Below are 22,056 nucleotides of genomic sequence, written 5' to 3'. Positions count from 1 at the left end.
CGCATCCTGGGGATGGGCGATGTGGTCAGCCTCATCGAGAGCGCCGTCAAAGTGCAGCAGGAGGAGCTTGAGCAGGAGCAGGCCGAGCGCATGATGCGCGCGCAGCTCACCCTCAACGATTTCGTGGAGATGAACCGCCAGATCCGCAAGATGGGCGGCGTGTCCAAGCTCATCAGCGCGCTTCCCGGCGGCGACAAGGCCATGGCGGCCGGCCAGGTGGACGAGGGCGCGCTTGACCACATGGAGGTCATCATCAACTCCATGACCAAGGCCGAGCGCGAGAAGCCCGAAATCCTCAACGGCAGCCGCCGCGCGCGCATCGCCGCGGGCGCCGGGGTCACGGTTCCCGAGGTGAACCAGCTCATCAAAAAGTTCAACGAGACGAAGAAGATGATGAAGCGCTTCATGCCCGCCGCCGAGGAGATGGCGGGGGGCAAGAAGGGCAAGAAGGGCAAGAAGGGCCGGCGCCGCCGCATGGGCATCCCCGGGCTTCCGGGCGGCATGAGCATGGCCGACCTCAAAAAGCTCCAGGACATGATGGGGGAGTAGGGCGCTCACGGCGACGGCGCGCGCCGGGCGGGCAAGGCGCGCGCAGAGGGAAAGGAGGCGCCCATGGCGCTGGAGTTTCGGCCGCACCGCGAGGACGACCTTGCGGACATGGCCAGGATATGGAACGAAGTCGTGGAGGCGGGGGACGCGTTTCCCCAAGTGGACACGATGGGCGTCGACCAGGCACGGGAGTTCTTCGCTGCGCAGACGCTCTCGACGGTGGCCGCGGTCGACGACAAGATCTTCGGGCTGTACATCCTGCACCCCAACAACGTGGGGCGCTGCGCGCACGTGGCCAACGCCAGCTACGCGGTGGCTTCGAGCGCCCGCGGCCTGGGGCTTGGGCGCGCGCTTGTTCAGGACTCGCTTGAGCAGGCGGCGCGCAAGGGGTTCTGGGGCCTGCAGTTCAACGCGGTGGTTGCGAGCAACGAGGCGGCCGTCCACCTGTACGAGGACATGGGGTTCACGCGCGTGGGGACCATCCCCGGGGGCTTCATCAACTTCATGGGAGCCTACGAGGACGCGCACATCTTCTTCAAGCGGCTCCGCGAGGAGCCGCGCGAGCGCTGAGGCGGGCGCCGAGCGCCCGGTTCGCGCTCCGGCCGCCCTGGCGCCTTTGGCGTCGGCGACGGCGGGCACATAGAAACCCCATCGGCGCGCGACTTGTCAAACCGCGCGTTTCGCCGTATCATGAGCAACTGCTGTTTTCGTTGCGCCTGGACGGCGCCCAGCACCAGTTGAACCAAGAAGCAAAAAGGAGTTCTCCCTCATGGTCAAGATTCGCCTTGCCCGCCACGGCGCCAAGAAGCGTCCGTACTACCGCATCGTCGTCGCCGACTCGCGCAGCCCGCGCGACGGCCGCTTCATCGAGGAAGTGGGCCGCTACAACCCCTGCGTCGAGCCGGCCATGGTGAAGTTCGACATGGAGAAGGTCGATCGCTGGATCGCCAACGGCGCCCAGCCGACCGACACGGTGGCCTCGCTCCTCAAGCGGGCTCGCGAGAACGCGTAAGAGCCCATGTCCGAGCAGACGGAAGACATCGTCGGTTTGGTCGAGTCCGTCGTTCGCCCGCTCATCGATTTCGGCGACGACCTTGAGGTTGTCGCCAGCGAGGCGCAGGACGGGACCGTGCTTGTGGAGATGCGCGTGAACGAAGAGGACGCCGGCAAGGTGATCGGGCGACAAGGCCGGGCCATCAAGGCCATCCGCACGCTCGCGCGCGCAGCCGCCTCGCGCACCGGCACGCATGTGGAAGTGGAGCTTCTGGACTAGATGCGGGCTTGGACGACCGCTGCAGAGCTGGTTCGGGCGAAGAACCTGTCGGGAGGACTCGTCGCGCGCAGCGCGCCGGGTCTTCCCTTTTTGCTGTCGGAAGGGATGGAGGTGGCGTTCGTGCCGCCGCAGCACGACGCGCCCCGGCGCGCTTTGGTCGAAAGCGTCCGGGACGAGGGGCGGGGCGCCTACCTCGTGTTCTTCGAGGGCGTCGGGGACATTGGAGCCGCCGAGCCGCTGGTGGGGTGCCGCTGCCTCGTCCGCCGATCCGACCTGCCCGAAGACGCTTTTGCTCCCGAAGGCGGGAGCCTTGTCGGCTTCGAGGTGCACGATGCGCGCTACGGGCTGGTGGGCACCGTGGGCAGCGTTGTTGAGAACCCCGGCCAGGTCCTTTTGTCCGTCGACCGTCCAAAGGCGGCCCCGGCGCTCGTCCCCTTGGTGGACGCGTTCGTGGCGGGGCTGGACGAGGACGCCCGGCGCATCGAGACGACCCTGCCCGAGGGCCTGCTCGACCTGTGAGGGCGGGCTGCGGGACGCGAAGCCCGCAGCGTCCGCCGCGCGGCTTTTCGGCATTGCGAAAGGAACGGCCCCGTGATCATAGAGACGCTTTCGACGTTTCCCTCCATGTACGACTCCGTCATGGGCTCGTCCATGATGCGCATCGCCCAGGAGAAGGGGATCCTTTCGTTTCGGGCCCACGATCTGAGGGATTGGACGCATGATAGGCACCGCACCACCGACGACGAGCCCTACGGGGGCGGCGCGGGCCTGGTCATGAAGTGCGGCCCCATCTTCGAGGCTTTCGACGACATCGCCTGCGCCGAGGGGCTGCCGGCGCCGTGCACCGTGTTTTTAAGCCCCTGCGGGGAGCGCTTCGACGACGATCTGGCGTGCGATCTGGCCCGCTGCGAGCGGCTTTTGTTCGTGTGCGGCCACTACGAGGGCGTGGACGAGCGCGCCTACGCGCTGGCCGACCGGGTGGTGTCGCTTGGCGACTACGTTCTGACGAGCGGCGAGCTTGCCAGCATGGTGGTCATCGACGCCGTGGTGCGCAAGCTGCCTGGCGTGCTGGGGGCCGACAACGGCGCTTTGGACGAGAGCTTCGCCGACGGCCTTCTGGAGTATCCCCAGTACACCCGCCCCTCGTCGTTTCGGGGCATGGAGGTGCCGGCGGTGCTGCTCTCGGGCGACCACGGCGCTGTGGCGCGCTGGCGGCGCGCGCAGAGCCTCGAGCGCACGGCCCGACTGCGGCCCGACTTGCTCGAGGGGGTGGAGCTGACGCGGGAGGACGAGGAGGCGCTCCAGGCGGCGCTGCGCGCCCGCGACGGGGAGGCCGCCGAGGGTTTTCCCCGGTGACCCGGTTTTTTCTGCAAACTTTGTCGAACGGGCGGGACGCGTTCGCCCGACGCGCTATCATATGCTCTCGTGATCTCGGCCGGGCGCGGGGCGCCCGCATCGAAAGGACAGATTAGCTCTATGGATTACGGTCAGCATGCCGCTCGTCGGGGCCCGGGCATCCTGAGGTCGTTCTTCTCGCTTCTTTTGCTCGTGGCTGTGGCGGTGGGCGTGGCGTTTCTTTTGCGAACCTACGTGTACCAGCCTTACGAGATACCGTCGGGGTCGATGGAGGAGACCGTCATGACCGGGGACGTGCTGTTCTCCGAGAAGGTGAGCTATTACTTCCGCGAGCCCGAGCCGGGCGACATCGTGACCTTCCAGGATCCCGAGATACCGGGCCGCGTGCTCCTCAAGCGCTGCATCGCCGTGGGCGGCCAGACCGTGGTCGTGGGCGACGACGGCGTGGTGTACGTGGACGGGGTGGCGCAAGACGAGCCCTACACCGGCGGCAAGCCGTCCTATCCGCTCGACGGCGACGTGACCTACCCCTACACGGTGCCCGAGGGCTACATCTGGGTCATGGGGGACAACCGCACCAATTCGCAGGACTCGCGCTACTTCGGGGCCGTTCCCGTCTCGTCGGTGACGGGCCGGGGGGCGCTCGTGGTCTGGCCGCTGAACCATTTCGGCCCGCTCGGGTAGCGCGCTTCCTCTCAGGGGACATCAAGAGGGCAACGGAGAAGGACAAGGAGAGCCATGCGAACCGAAACCGCAACAGCGACGACGGCGCGGCGGGAAGCCGCCGGGCAGCTGCCGCCCACGTTCCAGGACGTCATCATGAACCTGCAGCGCTACTGGGGCGATGCGGGCTGCGTCGTCTTGCAGCCCTACGACAACGAGGTGGGCGCCGGCACGAACGCGCCCGCCACCACGCTGCGCTCGCTCGGGCCCGACACCTGGCGCACGTGCTACGTGCAGGGCAGCCGCCGCCCCACCGACGGGCGCTACGGCGAGAACCCCAACCGCACCCAGCATTACTTCCAGTTCCAGGTGCTCATGAAGCCCTCGCCCGACAACATCCAGGACCTGTACCTGGGTTCGCTGCGCGCCATCGGCATCGACGTTGACGCGCACGACGTGCGCTTCGTGGAGGACGACTGGGAAAGCCCCACGCTCGGCGCATGGGGGCTGGGCTGGGAAGTGTGGATCGACGGCATGGAGGTGACGCAGTTCACCTACTTCCAGCAGGTGGGCGGGTTCGAGTGCAGCCCCGTGCCCGTGGAGATAGCCTACGGCCTGGAGCGCCTGACCATGTTCGTGCAGGGAGTCGACAGCATGTTCGACATCGTGTGGTCGCGCGGCGCCGACGGCGTCACGTTCACCTACGGCGACGTGTACCTGGAAAACGAGCGGCAGTACTCGACGTTCAACTTCGAGGTGGCCGACACCGACTTTTTGTTCAGGGAGTTCAACGATCGGGAGGCCGAGTGCCTGCGCACGCTGGAGGCCGGGCTGCCGCTGCCGGCCTACGACAGCGTCCTCAAATGCTGCCACACGTTCAACCTGCTGGACGCGCGCGGCGTGATCTCGGCCACCGAGCGCATGGCCTACATCCTGCGCGTCCGCACGCTGGCCAAGGCCGTGTGCGCGTCCTACATGCGCCACGTGGTGGGCATGGAGGTGCCCGAGGAGGAGGGCGGCGTTGTGGCGCCCGGAGCCTTGGAGGGGAAGGGGGAGGACCGATGAGCAGCCTGCATACGCTTGCGTTCGAGGTGGGAACCGAGGAGATACCGGCCTTCGACCTGCACAAGGCCACGCTGCAGCTGGAGAAGCTGGTGCCGGCGGCCCTGGACGAGGTGCGCATCCCGCACGGGGCCGTGTCCGTTCGCACGACGCCGCGCCGCCTGATCGTTATCGTGGAGGACGTGGCGGAGGCCACCGAGGCGCTGGAGGAGGTGTTCCGCGGCCCGGCGGCCAAGATCGCCTTCGACGCCGAGGGCAACCCCACGAAGGCGGCCGTCGGGTTCGCCCGCGGCAAGGGCGTGGACGTGGAGTCGCTCGAGCGGCGCGAGGAGAACGGCGCGGAGTACGTGTTCGCCACGAGGAGCGTGCCGGCGCGCGAGACGGTCGGGCTTCTGCCCGGCGTGCTCAAGGGCGTGATCGAGGGCATATCCTGGCCGAAGTCGTGCCGTTGGGGCACCACGAGCGAGTACTTCTCGCGCCCGGTCCGGTGGCTTGTCGCCCTGCTGGACGAGCAGGTGGTCCCCGTCGAGTTCGCGGGGCTTCGCGCCGCCAACCTGACGCGCGGCCATCGCTTCCTGTCCCCCGGGCCCCACGAGGTGCCCACGGCCTCCGCGCTCCTGTCCGTGGTGGAGTCGGCGCACGTGGTGGCGAGCGAGGGCGCGCGCGAGGCGGCCATCCGCGCCGGCGTCGCCGAGATCGAGCGGGCCTCGGGCGCCCGCGCGGAGCTTCCCGAGAAGACGCTGCTTGAGGTCACGAACCTCTGCGAGCAGCCGACCGTCTTGATGGGGTCTTTCGACGAGGAGTTCTTGCGCGTTCCCGAGGAGATCATCGTGGACGCCATGCTCATGCACCAGCGCTACTTCCCGCTCTACGACGCGGACGGCAAGCTGACGAACCGCTTCATCGTGGTGAGCAACGGCGATCCGGACCATGCCGCCACCATCGTGGAGGGCAACGAGCGCGTGGTGCGGGCGCGCCTGTCCGACGCGAAGTTCTTCTACGAGGAGGACCTCAAGCGCCCGCTGGAGGATTACGTGGAGCGCTTGGACGAGGTGGTGTTCCAGGAGGCGCTCGGCACCATGCGGGACAAGACCGACCGCCTGGTCTCCTTGGCGCGCCATCTGGCCACCGACGCGGGCCTGCCAGCCGCCGACGCCGCCGACGCCGAGCGCGCGGCGCACCTGTGCAAGGCCGATTTGGTCACGAACGCCGTGGTGGAGTTCACAAGCGTCCAGGGCATCATGGGCGCCTACTACGCGCAGGCCGCCGGTGAGGGCGGGCAGGTGGCGCGCGCCATCGCCGACCACTACCGCCCGCGTTTCTCGGGGGACGACCTGCCGGCATCGCAGGTGGGCCGGGTGGTGGCCATGGCCGACAAGCTGGACACCATCTGCGGCCTGTTCGCCGTGGGCCAAGGCCCCACCGGCTCGTCCGATCCGTTCGCCCTGCGACGCAGCGCCATCGGCATCGTGGCCATGCTGGAGGCGGGGCTGACCGTCTCGCTGGCCGCGGCCGTGGACGCCTCGCTTGCCACCTACCGCGCGGCCGGGGTTCCCTTCGACGCGCAGGCGGTGCGCGACGAGGTGATGGAGTTCTTCGTCACGCGCACGAAGGTCATCCTGCGCGACGGCGGCTGCGCCCCCGACGCGGTGGACGCGGTGCTGGCCACGGGCGTGGAGGAGCCGGCGCTGATCATGGCGCGCGTCCGCGCGCTCGAGGCGGCCCGCACCGACGCCCCCGAGGCGTTCTTGAACCTGGCCACCGCCTACGCGCGCGCCAACAACCTGCGCGACGCCGCCTTGGGCGCGGAGGTGGACGGGTCCTTGCTGGTCGAGGAGGAGCGCGCCTTGCTGGACGCCGTCGAGCGGGCGGAGGGCAGCGTGGGCGCGGCCTTGTCCGCGGGCGACTACCCCCGCGCGCTCTCCGAGCTGGCGGCCCTGCGCGGGCCTGTGGACGTGTTTTTCGAGCGCATCATGGTCATGGACGAGGATGCGGCCCTGCGCGAGAACCGGCTGCGCCTGCTCAACCGCTTCGTGGGCGTGTTCTCCCACGTGGCCGACTTCGGCAAGATGGCCAAGGGGGCGAAGTAGGATGGGCGAGTTCATCGCCTACGGGAACTCGGGCGATCTGCCCACCATCCACGTGATCAGCGACTCGGTGGGCCTGACCGCGCAGGCGGTGGGCCGGGCGGCCGCGGCGCAGTTCGGCGTGACGAACCCGGTGATCGAGGTGCTGCCCAAGGTCCGCACCTTCCGGGAGATCAAGGAGTTTTTGGACGAGCACAGCGAGGTCCATCGGCGCAACACCGGGGACGGGCGGATGCTCGTGTTCTACACGCTGGTCGACCGCTCGCTGTCAAGCCAGCTGGCGGAGTACGCGCGCGATAGGGACGACATCGTGGCGGTCGACCTGGTCACCGACGCCATTTCGGCCATCTCCCAAATGACGGGCCGCGAGCCGTCCACCAAGCCGGGCGGCCTGCATGTGGCCGACCAGTACTACTTTCGGCGCATCGAGGCCATCGAGTTCACCATCGCCCACGACGACGGGCGCAACCCGCAGGAGCTGCGCCAGGCCGACATCGTGCTCCTCGGCGTGTCGCGCTCGTCGAAGACGCCCACTTCCATCTACCTGTCCCAGCAAGGCTACAAGGTGGCCAACATCCCGCTCGACCCCTCGACCGCCCCTCCCAAGGAGCTGTTCGACGTGGAGAGGACGAGGCTCTTTGGCCTCATGACCACCGCCGAGGTCCTGGTGGGCATCCGTCAGAGGCGCTTGGGCAACGCGGTGGGCGTGGCGTCGCGTTACGCCGACCCCGAGTTCGTGTACCGCGATCTGGAAGAGGCGCGCGCCCTCCTGCGCAAACTCGGCTGCATTGTCGTTCACACCGAAAATAGGGCCGTTGAGGAAACGGCCCAGGAGATTTTGCGCTACTATGAGCGCGCGCACCCGCCGTCGGTTGATATGATGGCGTAATCCTTACGGCTCAGTGTTGAGCGCGCGGGGCAACGTACAGGTACTCGGGTTAGGAGAAAAAGGTGGCTGAAGAAGTCAAGCGGGTCTATGCGTTCGGCAAAGACGCCCAGGGCAACAACGTGACCGAGGGCAACACCAACATGAAGGCGGTGCTCGGCGGCAAGGGCGCGAACCTTGCCGAGATGGCCAACATCGGCCTGCCCGTCCCTCCGGGATTCACCATCTCGTGCCAGACGTGCATGGAGTACGCCAACGCCGGCAACACCTGGCCCGAGGGCGCGCTCGACACCATCCGCGCCTACCGCGAGGACCTCGAGGCCCGCATGGGCAAAAAGATCGGCGACGCGGAGGATCCGCTGCTCGTGTCCGTTCGCTCCGGCGCGCCCCTGTCCATGCCGGGCATGATGGACACGGTGCTCAACCTGGGTCTGAACGACGAGTCTATCAACGGGCTTATCAAGCAGACCGACAACCCCCGCTTCGCCTGGGACTCCTACCGCCGTTTCATCCAGATGTTCTCCGGCGTGGTCATGGGGCTTGACGGCGATCTGTTCGAGAACGCCATCACGGCCAAGAAGAACGAGCGCGGCGTCGCCTCCGACACCGACCTCACGGCCGAGGACCTAATGGAGCTTGTGGCCGAGTTCAAGCGGATCTTCTCCGAGAACGTCTCGGCCGAGAAGTACCCGAGCCTGGTGGCCGACGACGGCTCCCTGCAGTTCCCGCAGGATCCCATGGTCCAGCTGAAGCTGGCCATCGAGGCCGTGTTCGGCAGCTGGAACAACCCGCGCGCCACCCTCTACCGCAAGAAGAACAAGATCTCCGACGATCTGGGCACCGCCGTCAACGTGCAGTCCATGGTGTTCGGCAACAAGGGCAACACCTCGGCCACGGGCGTGGCGTTCACGCGCAACCCCGCCAACGGCGAGAAGGAGTTCTACGGCGATTACCTGGTGAACGCCCAGGGCGAGGACGTGGTGGCGGGCATCCGCAACACCTCGCCCATCGCCGAGCTCAAAGACGTCGAGGGCTTGGAGGAGGCCGGTCGCGAGCTGGAGGAAGTGTTCGTCACGCTGGAAAACCACTTCCGCGACATGTGCGACATCGAGTTCACCATCGAGCAGGGCAAGCTTTGGATGCTGCAGACCCGTGTGGGCAAGCGCACCGCCGCCGCCGCGCTGCACATCGCCATCGAGATGGAGAGGGAGGGCCTCATCTCCAAGGAGGAGGCCGTCATGCGTGTGGACCCCGACCAGCTTGACCAGCTGCTGCATCCGCAGTTCGACAAGGACGCTGCCTACGACGTGGCGGCGCGCGGCCTGAACGCCAGCCCCGGCGCCGCCGTGGGCGAGGCGGTGTTCTCGGCCGCCGACGCCGTGGCGGTGTCCGAGGCCGGCCGCAAGTGCGTGCTGGTGCGCTGGGAGACTAACCCCGACGATTTGGCCGGCATGATAGCGGCGGAGGGCATCCTCACCTCGCACGGCGGCAAGACCTCCCATGCGGCCGTCATCGCCCGCGGCATGGGCACCCCCTGCGTGTGCGGCGCCGAGGCCCTGCGCATCGACGCGGAGAAGAAGCAGGCCCAGATCTCCGGCACCGACATCGTCATCAACGAAGGCGACATGATCTCCATCGACGGCACGACGGGCATCGTGGTGCTGGGCGCGGTGGACCTGGTGCTGCCGGAGCTCACGGGCGATCTGGACACCATCCTCGAGTGGGCCGACGAGTTCCGCACGCTCGGCGTGCGCGCGAACGCCGACAATCCCGAGGACGCCGGGCTGTCCCGCGGGTTCGGCGCCGAGGGCATCGGATTGTGCCGCACCGAGCACATGTTCCTGGGCGAGCGCAAGCAGATCATCCAGACGTTCATCTTAAACGAGGACGAGGCCGTGCGCGAGAAGGCCGTGGGCGACCTTCTTGAAGCCCAGACGGGCGACTTTTTGGGGATGTTCGAGGCCATGGACGGCCTGCCGGTGATCGTGCGCTTGCTCGATCCGCCGCTGCACGAGTTCCTGGAGAGCCCGCGCGCGCTGGACGTGGAGATAGCGCGCTTGGAGGTTTCAGGCGGCGATGCGGGCGAGATCGCCGACAAGCGCCGGCTCATGGAGCAGATCGACGCCATGAGCGAGGCCAATCCGATGCTCGGCCTGCGCGGCTGCCGTCTGGGCATCGTGTATCCCATCCTGCCCAAGATGCAGGTGCGCGCCATCGCCGCGGCGTGCGCGGAGCTCAAGAAGCGCGGGCTTGACCCCAAGCCCGAGATCATGATCCCGCTTGTGTCGGTGGTGCCCGAGCTGGAGAAGCTGCGCGCGGTGGCCGAGGAGACCATCGCCGAGGTGGCCGCTGAGCAGGGCGTTGAGCTGGACATCCCCGTGGGCACCATGATCGAGCTGCCGCGCGCGGCCCTCACCGCCGACGAGGTGGCCACGCAGGCCGACTTCTTCAGCTTCGGCACGAACGATCTCACCCAGACGACGTTCGGCTTCAGCCGCGACGACGTGGAGGCGGAGTTCGTCCCGCAGTACCTGGCCGAGCGCCTGCTGCCCTACAACCCCTTCGCCACCATCGATCCGGGCGTGGCCAAGCTGGTGCAGATGGGCGTTGAGCTGGGGCATAAGGGCAACCCCGACCTCGTGTGCGGCGTGTGCGGCGAGCACGGCGGCGATCCGGACTCCATTCGCACGTTCCACGCGATCGGCCTGGACTACGTGAGCTGTTCGCCCTACCGCGTGCCGCTCGCGCGCCTCGCCGCCGCCCAGGCGGCGCTGGCCGAGAAGACGGGCCACGTGCAGGACAAGTAAGCCCGCGAACCGGCAACGCAATGGCAAGGGCGTCCTGCGGGACGCCCTTTTTCGTGACGCGCCGAGCAGGATGGGCTGTGCGCGGATACGCCGCCGTGCGAGCGAGGCGCGGGGGCGCGGATCCGCTGGCGCGCGCTACCACGCAAGTCTCCGTGTCGTTTTCAAGGAAGATTCTCGCAGCGCCTCTGCTTGCGTACAATACCTAATGGTATTAGCAAAAGAAGGGAGAGGCTGTGCGGACGACCGACTACGAAGCTCTGGCGCGTGAGCTGGTTGAAACACGGGGCGTTTTGCGGCGCTTGGGCGTGGGAGAGCTTGCCGACCGCATGACGATGGGGGAGTTGGGCGCGCTGCGCCTGCTGCTGCAAAACGACGATGGGGCGCACCCGAAGGAGCTCAGCGAGCGCTTGGGGGTGAGCACGGCGCGGGTGGCCGCCCTGCTCGTGCGCTTGGAAGGGCAAGGACTTCTGGTGCGCTCTCCCGACCCGACCGACAACCGCCAGACGGTGGTGACGCTCACCGAGCAAGGGGCTGATCGCATTCGGGAGCGCTGGGATCAGGCTCTTGGTCGCATCGCCGATCTGCTTTCGCGTTTGGGGCCGGAAGACGCCGCTGCGTACGTGCGTATTCAGAAGAGGCTCGCCTCCTATATGGCCGAAGCTGCGCCGTCGGAACGTTGAGGGAAGGAGTCCGTTCGTGGAATTGTTTGAGCTTGTTTTGCTCTTGTTGGGCGCGGTGCTTGTTTCGACGGTGCTCGATCAGATGGTGCCGCGCGTGTCGCTGCCGCTTGTGCAGATAGGGCTGGGGGCGGCCATCATGGCGCTTTCAGGTGCTCCTATCCAGGTCGAGGTTGATCCGGAGTTGTTCTTGGTGCTGTTCATTGCGCCGCTTCTGTTCGACGAGGCTCGCCATGCTGAAAAGCGGGCGCTCTGGGACAACAAGGGGGCCATCGTGTCGTTGGCCGTGGGGCTGGTGCTGGCCACGGTGTTGGCGACAGGGTTCGTGCTGCACTGGATCGAACCCTCCGTTTCCCTTGCGGCGGCGTTTGCGCTGGGCGCGGCGCTTGGGCCCACCGATGCGGTGGCGGTGACGGCGCTTGGCAAAGATGTGAGGCTCTCTCAGCGCCAACACGCGCTTCTTTCAGGAGAGGCGCTCATCAACGACGCATCGGGTGTGGTGTCGTTTCAGTTCGCCATCGCAGCCGCCGTCACGGGTGCCTTTTCGCTTGCGGATGCGGCGGCTTCGTTCGCGGTGAGCTTCTTCGGCGGCATTGCGTTTGGCTTAGCGCTCGGGCTTGTGGCGGCACTTGCTTTGCGGCTTATCCGCAGTCAGGGTTTTGAGAGCGTCACCGTACACGTGGTGTTCGAAGTGTTCACGCCGTTCATCGTGTTTTTGCTGGCCGAGCATGCGGATGTGAGCGGCATTTTGGCCGTGGTGGCTGCAGGCCTTTTGATGGCGCTTTTGCCGAAGGAGCTCACGCCGGCGTCCGCGCGGCTCAAAATAGCCTCCGACAGTGTGTGGGAAACGCTCGTGTTCGTGGTCAACGGCGTGGTGTTCGTGCTGTTGGGCATGCAGTTGCCGCAGGCTATCATGCCCACGTGGAACGGTCCGTCGGACGCGGGGCTTTTGGTGGGGTTGGTGCTGCTGCTCACCGTGATGGTCGTAGGCGTGCGTTTTGCGTGGGTGTTCGTTATGGAGCGCCTTGCGCAGCGCGGCGTTTCTGGGCGCGCGGTGGCGAGGGGTGCGCTCGTGACCACGCTTGCCGGCCCCAAGGGCGCCGTCACGCTCTCCATCATGTTCACGATTCCGATGAGCTTGGCCAGCGGCGAGGTGTTTCCCAACCGCGATCTGCTCATCTTTTTAGCATCGGGCGTTATCCTGTGCACGCTTTTGCTGGCGAACTTCGCCGTTCCGTTGCTTGCGCCGCGAGGCAAGGATGCGGAATCGAGCGCTGGCGAGGGTGCGGCAAGCATCCGAGTGCTTGAGGGCGTGTTGCGGCAGTTGCGCGAGCGGGAGGTGGCGGGGTCGGAAGCGGCGGCGCGCTTGGTTGCCCGCCAGTACGAGGAGCGCATCAAGCGTTTGCAGCTGCAGGATGCGCCTGCGGCGCGCCTGGTGGAGCTTCGCGCGGAATCGCTTGCGTGTCAGCGCGCCTACGTGCAGGGGTGTGTTGACGAGGGGAGTGTGACCCACGCGGAGGGGCGGCGCTACCTCGATCAGATCGATCGTTCGGCCAAAGTTCTGCGGCGCGGGGTGCATCGCGGCGGTGCAGATGGGGCGGTTGGACGGTTCAAGGTGTCGGTGGCGCGTCTTGCGCACAGCTTTGGCCGTGTGATCAGGCGCCTGCGTGGCGCGAAGCAAGCCAACGAGGGATCGCTGGAGTTTCGCATTGGATTTGAGCGCTGCGCGTTGGAGTTTTTCGAAACGCAGGCGACGAGCGCAGATGCCGAAACCGCCAGCGCCGCCGCAGCCCTTGCCGCCGAATGCCGCGCTGCGCTTGAGGTTTTGGGCTTGCGCGAAGATGCAGGCGAGGCAGATGTGCCTGCCGTCACGGCAGCGGCTGCGGGGCGTGCGAAAACGGAAGTGGCCGAGGTGGAGGCCGAGGCTCTGCGTCTGGAACTCGACGAGATTCAACGTTTGCGCGAGGAAGGTGTCCTCGATCGCGAAGCAGCCCGCAAGCTGCGCGAGGAGGTGTACCTTCTTCAAATGACCACTTCCGGTTAAAACCTAAGCGCGCCCATCGTCCCAATCTGCGAACGACACCTCGTCCAGCATCGCGCCCTTCAGATTGCCTCCCTTCTCCATGACAAGGCACATCGTCATGTAGAGGGGAAGGTAGTACACCGGCTTGCCGGCTCGTTGCTCCACGGACACGTTATGTTCGGAGAAGACATATGCGTGCCTGATTCCGTACTCCTCCGTTTGGAGCAAGTTGTTCAGGGCGGTGTGCAGTTTGTAATCTTTTCCTGACTTCACTTCAACGGGCAGCACGCAGCCTTCACCCGTTTCAAGCAGAAAGTCCAGTTCTCCTTTGCGATTGTTATGGTAGTAGTAAAGAGGAAATCCTGCTGCAGCGATTTCTTGCGCAACGACGTTTTCATACACGGCGCCGAAGTTTGCGTCCCCGTTGCCCGATACCACCTTCATTGCGGCTGCCGGAGGGTATTGGGCGAGCAGGACGCCGCAGTCGGATGAGTACAGTTTGAACTTCTCTTTCACCTTCGTGCGTAGAAGCGGGTACTTCGGTTCGCTTGCAAGATAGGTCGGCAGTGCGACGCCTGCCTTCGTGAGCCAGAAGAAATCGTCTTTCAGCCGGTCGTAGGTGGTGCCTTGTCTTATCGTTTTCATTACAAAACGCTTATTTTCTTTGGCAAGTTGGGCTGGTATGTTGTCGAATATCGCAAGGATGGGGAGTTTGCGTTTGTCGGCGTACTGGGTGATGTCGTAGCGGTATTGTTCCGCTATGTCCCCATCCGTCTCGCGCGCAGCGCCAAGGTCCCTTTTGTTGTCAACGAATTTCTGCACGGCCTCCGGCATTCCGCCGACTGCTATGTAATGGCGATACATCGTTGTCATCCGGTCGTGGAGCGAGCGATCGAGCGGTTCTTTGCTCTGGTAGTGTTCCCTTATCTTCGCAAGCACCGAATCGGGCACACCTGTTGCCCAGCAGAATTCCTCGAAGTCGAGGGGGAACATGCGCAGGACGCGCGCATAACCAACAGGAAAAGACGTTACTCCTTCGAGCGCAATGCCGAGGAGCGATCCTGACAACACAAGGTCGAAGCGTCCGTCGTCCAGCAGGAACTTGGAGAGGGTCACTATCTCGCGTCCTAGGTGTTGAACCTCGTCCAAGAACACGAGGGTGCCTGGCTTGAGGGCGTGTCCCGCAATGAGGGAAAGACGTGAAACAAGTTCGCTGGCGCCGATTGCGCCGGCAAGCAATCGGCCATCGTCTTCGTTTTCCAAAAAGTTCACTTCCAAAAAGTCATTGTAGTTGTTGCGCGCGAATTCCCGGACGATGAACGTCTTTCCGGTTTGGCGGGCGCCGGTCAAAAGCAAAACCTTTTTCTTGGGGTCGCGCTTCCATGCTTCAAGCATTCGGTACATTTTTCTTTTAAGCATGATCACCTCGCATGATGTGTCCAGAACAGAACGATTTTGAGCGATTATGTGTCTAGTACAGAAAAAAATCAAGCTATTTTGCGCCTAACGCAGAACGGGAGGGCGGGCAAGGGCGGTACAATGGCGTTTCCGAGCAAGAGAAAGGATGCCGATGGGGGCTGCGCCGCATATGGAGAACCTGCCGCGGACGGTCGAGCTTGTCCGCGCCGCCAACGGGGCGGCCGAGCTGGTTTACGTGGACCAGAGGAGGCTGCCGCGCGAACTGGTCTTCGCGCGCACGTCCGACTGGCGCGAGGTGGTGGGCGCCGTGAAGTCGCTCGCGGTGCGCGGCGCGCCGGCCATCGGCGCGGCGGGTGCGGCGGCCGTGGCGCTGTGGGCGCAGGAGCGCGCGCGGGCGGGCGGGAAGGCGGGGGAGTCTTACCTGGCCGCTCTTTCCGAAGCGTGCGCGCTCGTGGCCGGCGCGCGCCCCACGGCGGTGAACCTCGCGTGGGGGGTGGGGCGCATGGAGCGCGCCGCCTGCGATTGCGCGGCGGCGGGCGAGGGGCCGGATGCCATCGCTGGCGCGCTCTTCAGCGCCGTGAAGGAGCTTGAGGCTGCCGACGAGGCCGCCAACCGCGCCATCGGCGCGCATGGGGCGGCGCTTCTGCCCCGGGGTGCCCGCGTGCTCACGCACTGCAACGCCGGCAGCCTGGCAACCGTGTTCTACGGCACGGCGCTCGGCGTGGTGTACGCGGCGGCGGCCAAGGGAGGGATCGAGCGCGTGTACGCCGACGAGACGCGCCCGGTGGGCCAAGGCGCGCGCCTCACGTGCTGGGAGCTGGCGCGGGCGGGCGTTTCCGTGACGCTTCTGTGCGACAACATGGCCGCGAGCCTCATGGCGCGCGGCGAGGTGGACGCCGTGGTGGTGGGCGCGGATCGCATCGCGGCCAACGGGGACACAGCCAACAAGGTGGGCACGTACGGCGTGGCCGTGCTCGCCGCGCACCACGGCATCCCGTTCTACGTGGCCGCGCCCGAATCGACCATCGATCGCTCCCTTCCCGACGGCTCGCGCATCCCCATCGAGGAGCGCGATCCGGCCGAGGTGGCCGAACCCCTGCCCGGCGTGGAGGTGTGGAACCCCGCGTTCGACGTGACGCCTGCGGCCCTTGTCACGCGCATCATCACGGAACGCGGCACGTTTGCCCCATCCGAGCTGGTATACTGACGAGCATCCCAGGGAGAGGAGCAGCGCCATGTTCGTCATTCGCCGCGAAGACCAAGAGCAGCGCGAGCACGTTTCGCTGTCATCGGATGCTGCGTTTGCCGACGAGAGCGAGGGCCGCGACCGCTCGACCGAACCCGACCTTCTGCGCACCGACTACCAGCGAGATCGCGACAAGATCCTGCACACGAAGTCGTTTCGGCGCTTGTCGCACAAGACGCAGGTGTTTCTGGCCGCCGAGGGGGACCACTTCCGCACGCGCCTCACGCACACCTTGGAGGTGGCGCAGATCGCGCGCACCATCGCGCGGGCGCTGGGCCTCAACGAGGATCTGACCGAGGCCATCTCCCTCGGGCATGACCTGGGCCACACGCCCTTCGGCCACACCGGCGAGGAGGCGCTTTCCCGCTCGCTTGCGCGGCATGCGGGCATCGACCCCGCCGCTTCTGCCGCCCGCGCGCTCTACCGCCATAACGAGCAGAGCCTGCGCGTGGTGGAGCGCATCGAGAACGGCGGCAAGGGGCTCAACCTCACGCCCGAGGTGCGCGACGGCATTCTGAACCATACGGGCGATCTGCGCGCCGAGACGCTGGAGGGGCGCATCGTGGCCGTTGCGGACCGCATCGCGTATGTGAACCACGACATAGACGACGCCATCCGCGCGGGCGTCCTCTCCGAGGCCGACCTGCCCGCCTCCACGCACGCGGTGCTCGGCCCCGACCATTCCTCGCGCATAGAGCGGCTGGTCACCGACATGGTGGAGACGTCGGCCGCCTGCGACGATGTCCGCATGAGCGATGCGGTGTGGGGCGCCATGATGGAGCTGCGCGCGTTTCTGTTCGAGCGCGTGTACACCTCCGAGGCGGTGATGGCCGAGGTGGCGAAAGCGATGCACCTGGTGGAGGACCTGTTCGACTACTACGTGGAGCATGTGGGCGAGGTGCCGCAGGAGTACCGCGCCATCTCCGAAGGCGACGATCTGCGCGCGGTCACCGACTTCGTGGCCGGCATGACCGACCGCTACGCGAAAAACCTCTACCAACGGCTGTTCATCCCGAACTCGGTGCACGGCTGAGGCGCGCGGCGTGCGGCGAAGGGCGGTGCCGAGCGCGGTCGGTTCCATATTGCGCACGTGCTCAAAACCGGTATAATCGTTGGGCCATGCGCATCAAGGAGGACATACGGCCATCGTTGCAGGCGGCGTTGCCCATCATGCTGGGGTACGTCGCCATCGGCGTGCCGTGCGGCATCCTGTGCGACTCCATAGGGCTTGGCCCCTTGCAGGTGTTTTTGCTGTCTGCCCTGTTCTACTCCGGAGCCGGGCAGTTCATGATCCCCAACATGTGGTTGGCGGGCGCGCCCATCGCTTCCATCGTGGCCAGCGTGTCCCTTGTGAACACGCGCCAGATGCTGTACTCGGCTGCCTTCGCCCCGGCCTGCCGCGGGGCGAAAAAGCGCCTGTCGTTTCTGTTCGCCGCCACCGTCACCGACGAGAGCTACGGGGTGAACGTGTCCAAGTTCGCCGAGGGCGCGTGGTCGGTGAGGCGCGCTTTGCTCGTGAACGTGCTCTCGCAAAGCTCATGGGCGCTCTCCAACGTGGTGGGCGCGCTTGTGGGCAACGCGGTGGGCGTGCCTTTGGCCATCGCGTCGTTCGCCATGACGTCCATCTTCATCTGCCTGCTGGTCACGCAGAAGGTCACGCCGGAAAACCTTGTTGCGGCGGGCGTGGCCATTGTCGGCGTGTTCGCTTGCAAGGCGGCCGGGCTTGCCGGTCCCGCCATCCTCGTGGGGGCGCTTGCCGGGGTGGCGGCCGCCCTGCTGTTCTCCTGGGCGCGGGGGAGGGGCTGATGGAATCCATGGGCTGGGGCGATTTCCTGATCGTGTTCGCGTGCTGCGCCGTCACGATGCTTGTGTGCCGCACGGTCCCGTTGTTCGTGCTGAAGGGGCGCAACCTTCCCGAAGGGGTCGAGCGGGCGCTCGGCTTCATCCCGCCGGCCGCGTTCGCGGCCTTGGTGGCGAACGACCTGCTGGCGCCCGGCATGTTCGACGCCGGCCTGTGGCCTGCGGCCGCGCCGCTTGCGGCGGCGGGCGTGGTGGCGCTGGTGGCGTGGCGGACCAGGTCGCTTCTGTGGTGCGCCGTTTCGGGCGTGGCGTCCTACGCGCTGCTCATGCTGATCTGATCCTCCTTGCGCTCGGCGCTTTGCCGAAGCGCCGCGGGCGCGGGCCGCTTCGGCTTCGGTTTCGGGCCGGGCCGGGATTGCGGCTGGGGCTGGGGCTGGGGCTGGCTGGGGGCTGCGGGTTTTTGTAAAGGTTGGAAGATTATCCCTTGCGAAGGGCGTGGGCAGGCGGTATACTGTCAAATCGTGTCTTTATGAGACAACGCCGCACAGAGTCACACTGAACATATAAGAAGGAACGGATCATGGACATCATTCGCGCCATCGAGCAGCAGCAGATCAAGCAGGACCTCCCCGAGTTCAACGTGGGCGACAACGTGAAGGTCCACTACCGCATCACCGAGGGCAACCGCGAGCGCATCCAGGTGTTCCAGGGCGACGTCATCCGTCGTCAGGGCGCTTCGAGCCGCGAGACGTTCACGGTCCGCAAGATCAGCTTCTCCGTGGGCGTGGAGCGCACCTTCCCCGTGCATTCCCCCAAGATCGAGAAGATCGAGGTCGTCCGCCGTGGCGCCGTGCGTCGCGCGAAGCTGTACTACCTGCGCGACAAGGTGGGCAAGGCCGCCAAGATCAAGGAGAAGGCGTTCCGCTAGGCCGTGTTTTCGGCAAGCGCTTTCGAAGGCCCCGCATCTTCGACGGATGCGGGGCCTTTCTGCATGTCGGACGCGGTCTGCGGCGCCTCTAGCGGGCGAGGCTCCCGGGCGCGCCCGGCAGCGGGGGCGCGGCCAGGCGACACGGCGCTGATCATCGGGGCGCCCGTTCTGGTATCATAGGCGTTCGGACAGCGGCGGGAGGAGGAGCGGGTCATGGGAACGACGGTGGCCGACATCAAGCGGCGTCTGCAGAGCGCGGACGAGGACGCCTTCGAGGTGCTTGAGCGCTCGCTTGTGGCGGACACGCGCAAGGGCGTTCGGGACGCGGTGGAGGCGGCCCGGCGCCGCCTTGAGGCCGAAGCAGCCGAGCGGGCGCGGCTCGAAGGGCTTTACGCCTTCGAGCACGATCTGGCCGCATCGCATGGCGGGCGGTCGATCGCAGGCCTTGACGAGGCAGGTCGTGGCCCCTTGGCGGGTCCGCTTGCGGTGGGCGCGGTCATCCTGCCCGCCGAGCCTCGCATAGAGGGCCTCGATGACTCCAAGCGTCTTGCGCCCGCCGAGCGCGAACGCGTTGCCGAGCGGGTGAAGGAGCAGGCCGTGGCTTGGGCGGTCGAGTACGTGGAGGCGTGCGACATCGACGCGTGCGGCATGGCGGCGTCGCTCGTCACGGCCTTCCGACGTGCCCTGGCCCGCGTGGAGGAGGCGGCCGGGATAGCCGTCGACGTCGTCTTGGTGGACGGGAACCCGCTGCGCATGGACGCGCGCGAGGTGAACGTCGTCAAAGGCGACGCGCGCTGCGCCTCCATCGCGGCGGCCTCCATCGTGGCGAAGGTCGAGCGCGACGCGGTCATGCTCCGCTATGCCGAGGAGTATCCCGAGTACGGGTTCGACTCGTGCAAGGGGTACGCGAGCCCCGCGCATATCGAGGCCATCAGGCGCCACGGCCTCACCCCCATCCACCGTGCGTCGTTCTGCACCGCCTTCACGCAGCCGACGCTGTTCTGACGCGTCGCCCGCATCGCTCATCCGTATTCGCCAGATCGAAAGGCGGCGTGTTCGCGCGCTTTTGACCAGGGGCGCTAAAAACATGTCGGACGCGCGTCGCATGCTTGCGAGGTTTCGGCTGGAGGCGCGCTGGATTCGCGTTGGATCCGCGTGGGATCGGGGCGGCTATCCGCTGGATGCGCGCCATGGATCCGCTGGATGGCGACGTTACCATGGGAACCGGAGAAGAAGGGAGCGGTGACCATGGGAAAAGATGAAGCGACGGGGAAGGGGCGTGGCGACGCGTGCGAGGAGGGCGCCCCGAAGGAAGGGGCCTCGGCGACGTGGAGGGCCGAGCTTGGAAGGCGCGGCGAGGACGCGGCCGCGCGGTTCCTCGAGCGTCGCGGCTACGACATCGTGGAGCGGAATTGGACGTGCGCTGCGGGCGAGGCCGACATCGTGGCGCGCGATGCGGACGGGGCGCTCGTGTTCGTGGAGGTCAAAACGCGTTCGAGCTGCGATTGCGGTCTTCCGTCGGATGCGGTGGACGCCAAAAAACGCGATCGCTACGAACGCATAGCGGCGCTTTTCCTGCAGGGGTACGACGTGGTGGACGTGCCGATGCGCTTCGACATCGTCTCCATTCTGGCGGTGCCGGGAGGCCGCGCCATGATCCGCCATTACATCAACGCGTTCGGCAAGGGCTGACATGGAAGGGCGATGCAGGGTGCGCGCCGCCACGCTGCGCGGGGTGGAGGCCGTGCCGGTGGACGTGGAGGTGGCGGTGGGCCCGGGCGTGCCCGGGTTCTCCATCGTGGGCATGGCCGACGCCTCCGTGCAGGAGTCGCGGGAGCGCGTGCGGGCGGCGCTCAGATCATGCGGCTTCACGGTGCCTGCGCGCAAGGTGGTGGTGAACCTCGCGCCGGGCGCGTTGCGCAAGACGGGGTCGGGTTTCGACCTGCCCATCGCGGCGGGCATCCTGTGCGCGACGGGGCAGGTGGATCCCGCGGTTGTGCAGGGGCCGTTGTTCGTGGGGGAGCTTTCGCTCGAAGGCGAGGTGCGTCCGGCCGCGGGGCTTTTGGCCTACGCCCTGTGCGCGAGCAGGCTGGGGTGCGCGCTGGTGAGCGCGTCGTCGGGCGAGGGGCTTGTGCGGGTCGAAGGGCTTGAGGCCCGTTGCCTGAGGAGCCTCTCGGGCCTGCGCACGCCCCCGTTTCCCGAGGCGCGTCCCGTGCGCGGGACGCAATCGGCCTGCGCGCCGGACTTTCGCGACATAGCGGGGCACGACATGGCGAAGCGCGCGCTGCAGGTGGCCGCGGCGGGCGGCCACGGCGTGCTCATGACGGGGCCGCCCGGGTCGGGCAAGACGATGCTCGCCTCGCGGCTGCCCTCCATCTTGCCGCCGCTCACGGAGGCGGAGAGGCTCGAGGCGGCGGTGGTGCACTCGGTGGCGGGGGAGGATCTCAAGGGGGTGCTTGGCGGGGTGCGGCCGTTTCGCAGCCCGCACCACTCGGCGAGCCTCGCGGGTCTTGTGGGAGGCGGCTCGCCGCCGCGTCCGGGCGAGATCTCGCTTGCGCACAACGGCGTGCTCTTCCTCGACGAGCTGGCCGAGTTCGCGCCGTCGGTGCTGCAGGGCATCCGCCAGCCGCTCGAGGCGGGGCGCGTGGTGGTGACGCGGGCCGACGGCAACGTGGAGTTTCCTGCGCGCTTCATGCTGGTGGCGGCTTCGAATCCGTGCCCCTGCGGGTACTTCGGCGACGAGGAGGAGCCGTGCACGTGCACGGAGCGCCAGATCAGGGCGTATCAGGGGCGCGTGGGCGGGCCGGTGATGGACCGCATCGACGTGCACATCGACGTGCGCCGCATACCGCCGGGGGAGGTGCTGGCCACAGGCGGCGGCGCGAGTTCCGAGGAGTTGAGGCGCGACGTGCTGCGGGCGCGGGAGTTCGCCTCGTGGCGGCGGGCGCGGGCGGACGGCGCGGAGGGGGGATCTCCCGAGGGCCTTGTGCGCGCGTGCGGGCTGGCGGACGAGGACGAGGCGTTTCTGGAGGACATGGCGCGCGCGGGCCGCATGAGCGGGCGCGCCATCATGCGCACGTTGGCGCTTGCCCGCACGATCGCCGACATGGAGGAGCGGGCGCGGGTGGGGCGCGCGCACCTGTGCGAGGCGGTCGGGTTCCGGCTGAGGGAGGTGGAGGCGTGAGCGCCGAGGTCCAAGGCGCCCGTGCGCGGATCGAGGGGCCCCGCACGGTGATCGAGCGCGGGTCGGCTGACTACCCGGCTTCGCTCGAACGCGTCG

Annotated in this window: 21 protein-coding genes and 1 pseudogene; 21 read left to right on the top strand and 1 reads right to left on the bottom strand. The window is 67.0% G+C overall.

Annotated elements, in window-relative coordinates; genetic code table 11:
* The 13 genes and pseudogenes from ACWKY3_RS10920 to ACWKY3_RS10860 form a co-directional block, all read left to right on the top strand.
* Nucleotides 1-549, top strand: a pseudogene (locus ACWKY3_RS10920) (signal recognition particle protein); the annotation flags it as partial.
* 63 nt (nt 550-612) lie between these two features.
* Nucleotides 613-1,119 carry an N-acetyltransferase family protein gene (locus ACWKY3_RS10915; RefSeq protein WP_449316436.1) on the top strand — a complete coding sequence of 169 codons (507 nt, stop codon included), beginning with the start codon at nt 613-615 and terminating at the stop codon, nt 1,117-1,119.
* 199 nt (nt 1,120-1,318) lie between these two features.
* On the top strand, nt 1,319-1,561 hold the full coding sequence (gene rpsP, locus ACWKY3_RS10910) for a 30S ribosomal protein S16 (protein WP_449316435.1): 243 nt from the start codon (nt 1,319-1,321) through the stop codon (nt 1,559-1,561).
* Between the two features lie 6 nt (nt 1,562-1,567).
* Nucleotides 1,568-1,822 (top strand): KH domain-containing protein, encoded by a 255-nt coding sequence (locus ACWKY3_RS10905; protein ID WP_449316434.1) that lies wholly within the window; start codon nt 1,568-1,570, stop codon nt 1,820-1,822.
* Entirely contained in the window at nt 1,823-2,341 is a 519-nt protein-coding gene (locus ACWKY3_RS10900; RefSeq protein WP_449316433.1) for a ribosome maturation factor RimM, read from the top strand. It abuts the gene before it with no gap.
* Between the two features lie 72 nt (nt 2,342-2,413).
* Entirely contained in the window at nt 2,414-3,178 is a 765-nt protein-coding gene (gene trmD / locus ACWKY3_RS10895; RefSeq protein ID WP_449316432.1) for a tRNA (guanosine(37)-N1)-methyltransferase TrmD, read from the top strand.
* Nucleotides 3,179-3,298: 120 nt separating this feature from the next.
* Nucleotides 3,299-3,862 carry a signal peptidase I gene (gene lepB, locus ACWKY3_RS10890; RefSeq protein ID WP_449316431.1) on the top strand — a complete coding sequence of 188 codons (564 nt, stop codon included), beginning with the start codon at nt 3,299-3,301 and terminating at the stop codon, nt 3,860-3,862.
* A 54-nt stretch (nt 3,863-3,916) separates the two neighbouring features.
* Nucleotides 3,917-4,906, top strand: a complete 990-nt coding sequence (locus ACWKY3_RS10885; protein WP_449316430.1) for a glycine--tRNA ligase subunit alpha — start codon at nt 3,917-3,919, stop codon at nt 4,904-4,906.
* Nucleotides 4,903-6,993, top strand: coding sequence for a glycine--tRNA ligase subunit beta (glyS, locus tag ACWKY3_RS10880; protein WP_449316429.1), 2,091 nt, complete (start codon nt 4,903-4,905; stop codon nt 6,991-6,993). The genes ACWKY3_RS10885 and glyS overlap by 4 nt, the downstream gene beginning before the upstream one ends.
* 1 nt (nt 6,994) lies before the next feature.
* A complete protein-coding gene (locus ACWKY3_RS10875; protein WP_449316428.1) occupies nt 6,995-7,879 on the top strand; it encodes a pyruvate, water dikinase regulatory protein in 885 nt (294 codons plus the stop codon).
* Between the two features lie 62 nt (nt 7,880-7,941).
* Nucleotides 7,942-10,683, top strand: a complete 2,742-nt coding sequence (ppdK, locus tag ACWKY3_RS10870; RefSeq protein WP_449316427.1) for a pyruvate, phosphate dikinase — start codon at nt 7,942-7,944, stop codon at nt 10,681-10,683.
* 233 nt (nt 10,684-10,916) lie between these two features.
* The gene (locus ACWKY3_RS10865) at nt 10,917-11,363 is read left to right on the top strand and encodes a MarR family winged helix-turn-helix transcriptional regulator (protein WP_449316426.1); all 447 of its coding nucleotides are present in this window, start codon (nt 10,917-10,919) and stop codon (nt 11,361-11,363) included.
* A gap of 16 nt (nt 11,364-11,379) precedes the next feature.
* Nucleotides 11,380-13,404, top strand: a complete 2,025-nt coding sequence (locus ACWKY3_RS10860; protein ID WP_449316425.1) for a Na+/H+ antiporter — start codon at nt 11,380-11,382, stop codon at nt 13,402-13,404.
* A 3-nt stretch (nt 13,405-13,407) separates the two neighbouring features.
* Here the strand turns inward: ACWKY3_RS10860 and ACWKY3_RS10855 are convergent, their stop codons facing one another.
* A complete protein-coding gene (locus ACWKY3_RS10855) occupies nt 13,408-14,778 on the bottom strand; it encodes an ATP-binding protein (RefSeq protein ID WP_449316424.1) in 1,371 nt (456 codons plus the stop codon).
* Between the two features lie 175 nt (nt 14,779-14,953).
* On the opposite strand from ACWKY3_RS10855, the gene mtnA reads away from it, so the two are divergent.
* The 8 genes from mtnA to ACWKY3_RS10815 all read left to right on the top strand — a co-directional run bounded on the left by mtnA (nt 14,954) and on the right by ACWKY3_RS10815 (nt 21,960).
* On the top strand, nt 14,954-16,009 hold the full coding sequence (gene mtnA / locus ACWKY3_RS10850) for an S-methyl-5-thioribose-1-phosphate isomerase (protein ID WP_449316423.1): 1,056 nt from the start codon (nt 14,954-14,956) through the stop codon (nt 16,007-16,009).
* A gap of 28 nt (nt 16,010-16,037) precedes the next feature.
* Nucleotides 16,038-17,081 carry a deoxyguanosinetriphosphate triphosphohydrolase gene (locus ACWKY3_RS10845; protein ID WP_449316422.1) on the top strand — a complete coding sequence of 348 codons (1,044 nt, stop codon included), beginning with the start codon at nt 16,038-16,040 and terminating at the stop codon, nt 17,079-17,081.
* An 86-nt stretch (nt 17,082-17,167) separates the two neighbouring features.
* A complete protein-coding gene (locus ACWKY3_RS10840; RefSeq protein WP_449316421.1) occupies nt 17,168-17,854 on the top strand; it encodes an AzlC family ABC transporter permease in 687 nt (228 codons plus the stop codon).
* Entirely contained in the window at nt 17,854-18,186 is a 333-nt protein-coding gene (locus tag ACWKY3_RS10835) for an AzlD domain-containing protein (protein WP_449316420.1), read from the top strand. Before ACWKY3_RS10840 ends, ACWKY3_RS10835 begins: the two co-directional genes overlap by 1 nt.
* Before the next feature lie 242 nt (nt 18,187-18,428).
* Nucleotides 18,429-18,776, top strand: a complete 348-nt coding sequence (gene rplS, locus ACWKY3_RS10830) for a 50S ribosomal protein L19 (RefSeq protein ID WP_449316419.1) — start codon at nt 18,429-18,431, stop codon at nt 18,774-18,776.
* A gap of 213 nt (nt 18,777-18,989) precedes the next feature.
* Nucleotides 18,990-19,781 carry a ribonuclease HII gene (locus ACWKY3_RS10825; RefSeq protein ID WP_449316418.1) on the top strand — a complete coding sequence of 264 codons (792 nt, stop codon included), beginning with the start codon at nt 18,990-18,992 and terminating at the stop codon, nt 19,779-19,781.
* 243 nt (nt 19,782-20,024) lie between these two features.
* On the top strand, nt 20,025-20,468 hold the full coding sequence (locus ACWKY3_RS10820; RefSeq protein ID WP_449316417.1) for a YraN family protein: 444 nt from the start codon (nt 20,025-20,027) through the stop codon (nt 20,466-20,468).
* 1 nt (nt 20,469) lies between these two features.
* Complete coding sequence (locus ACWKY3_RS10815) at nt 20,470-21,960, top strand: YifB family Mg chelatase-like AAA ATPase (RefSeq protein WP_449316416.1); 1,491 nt, start codon at nt 20,470-20,472, stop codon at nt 21,958-21,960.
* The last annotated feature ends 96 nt before the right edge of the window (nt 21,961-22,056 follow it).

The organism is Rubneribacter sp. (assembly GCF_965361815.1).
This window is presented reverse-complemented; position numbering and strand designations above follow the sequence as displayed.

Excerpts from the sequence above, each read along its gene's own strand:
- ACWKY3_RS10815 (WP_449316416.1), top strand. The coding sequence starts at position 20,470 with ATGGAAGGGCGATGCAGGGTGCGCGCCGCCACGCTGCGCGGGGTGGAG.
- ACWKY3_RS10915 (WP_449316436.1), top strand. The coding sequence starts at position 613 with ATGGCGCTGGAGTTTCGGCCGCACCGCGAGGACGACCTTGCGGACATG.
- ACWKY3_RS10900 (WP_449316433.1), top strand. The coding sequence starts at position 1,823 with ATGCGGGCTTGGACGACCGCTGCAGAGCTGGTTCGGGCGAAGAACCTG.
- mtnA (WP_449316423.1), top strand. The coding sequence starts at position 14,954 with ATGGGGGCTGCGCCGCATATGGAGAACCTGCCGCGGACGGTCGAGCTT.
- ACWKY3_RS10905 (WP_449316434.1), top strand. The coding sequence starts at position 1,568 with ATGTCCGAGCAGACGGAAGACATCGTCGGTTTGGTCGAGTCCGTCGTT.
- ACWKY3_RS10875 (WP_449316428.1), top strand. The coding sequence starts at position 6,995 with ATGGGCGAGTTCATCGCCTACGGGAACTCGGGCGATCTGCCCACCATC.
- ACWKY3_RS10855 (WP_449316424.1), bottom strand. The coding sequence starts at position 14,778 with ATGCTTGAAGCATGGAAGCGCGACCCCAAGAAAAAGGTTTTGCTTTTG.
- glyS (WP_449316429.1), top strand. The coding sequence starts at position 4,903 with ATGAGCAGCCTGCATACGCTTGCGTTCGAGGTGGGAACCGAGGAGATA.
- ACWKY3_RS10845 (WP_449316422.1), top strand. The coding sequence starts at position 16,038 with ATGTTCGTCATTCGCCGCGAAGACCAAGAGCAGCGCGAGCACGTTTCG.
- ACWKY3_RS10825 (WP_449316418.1), top strand. The coding sequence starts at position 18,990 with ATGGGAACGACGGTGGCCGACATCAAGCGGCGTCTGCAGAGCGCGGAC.
- rpsP (WP_449316435.1), top strand. The coding sequence starts at position 1,319 with ATGGTCAAGATTCGCCTTGCCCGCCACGGCGCCAAGAAGCGTCCGTAC.
- rplS (WP_449316419.1), top strand. The coding sequence starts at position 18,429 with ATGGACATCATTCGCGCCATCGAGCAGCAGCAGATCAAGCAGGACCTC.
- ACWKY3_RS10835 (WP_449316420.1), top strand. The coding sequence starts at position 17,854 with ATGGAATCCATGGGCTGGGGCGATTTCCTGATCGTGTTCGCGTGCTGC.
- ACWKY3_RS10820 (WP_449316417.1), top strand. The coding sequence starts at position 20,025 with ATGGGAAAAGATGAAGCGACGGGGAAGGGGCGTGGCGACGCGTGCGAG.
- ACWKY3_RS10885 (WP_449316430.1), top strand. The coding sequence starts at position 3,917 with ATGCGAACCGAAACCGCAACAGCGACGACGGCGCGGCGGGAAGCCGCC.
- lepB (WP_449316431.1), top strand. The coding sequence starts at position 3,299 with ATGGATTACGGTCAGCATGCCGCTCGTCGGGGCCCGGGCATCCTGAGG.
- ACWKY3_RS10840 (WP_449316421.1), top strand. The coding sequence starts at position 17,168 with ATGCGCATCAAGGAGGACATACGGCCATCGTTGCAGGCGGCGTTGCCC.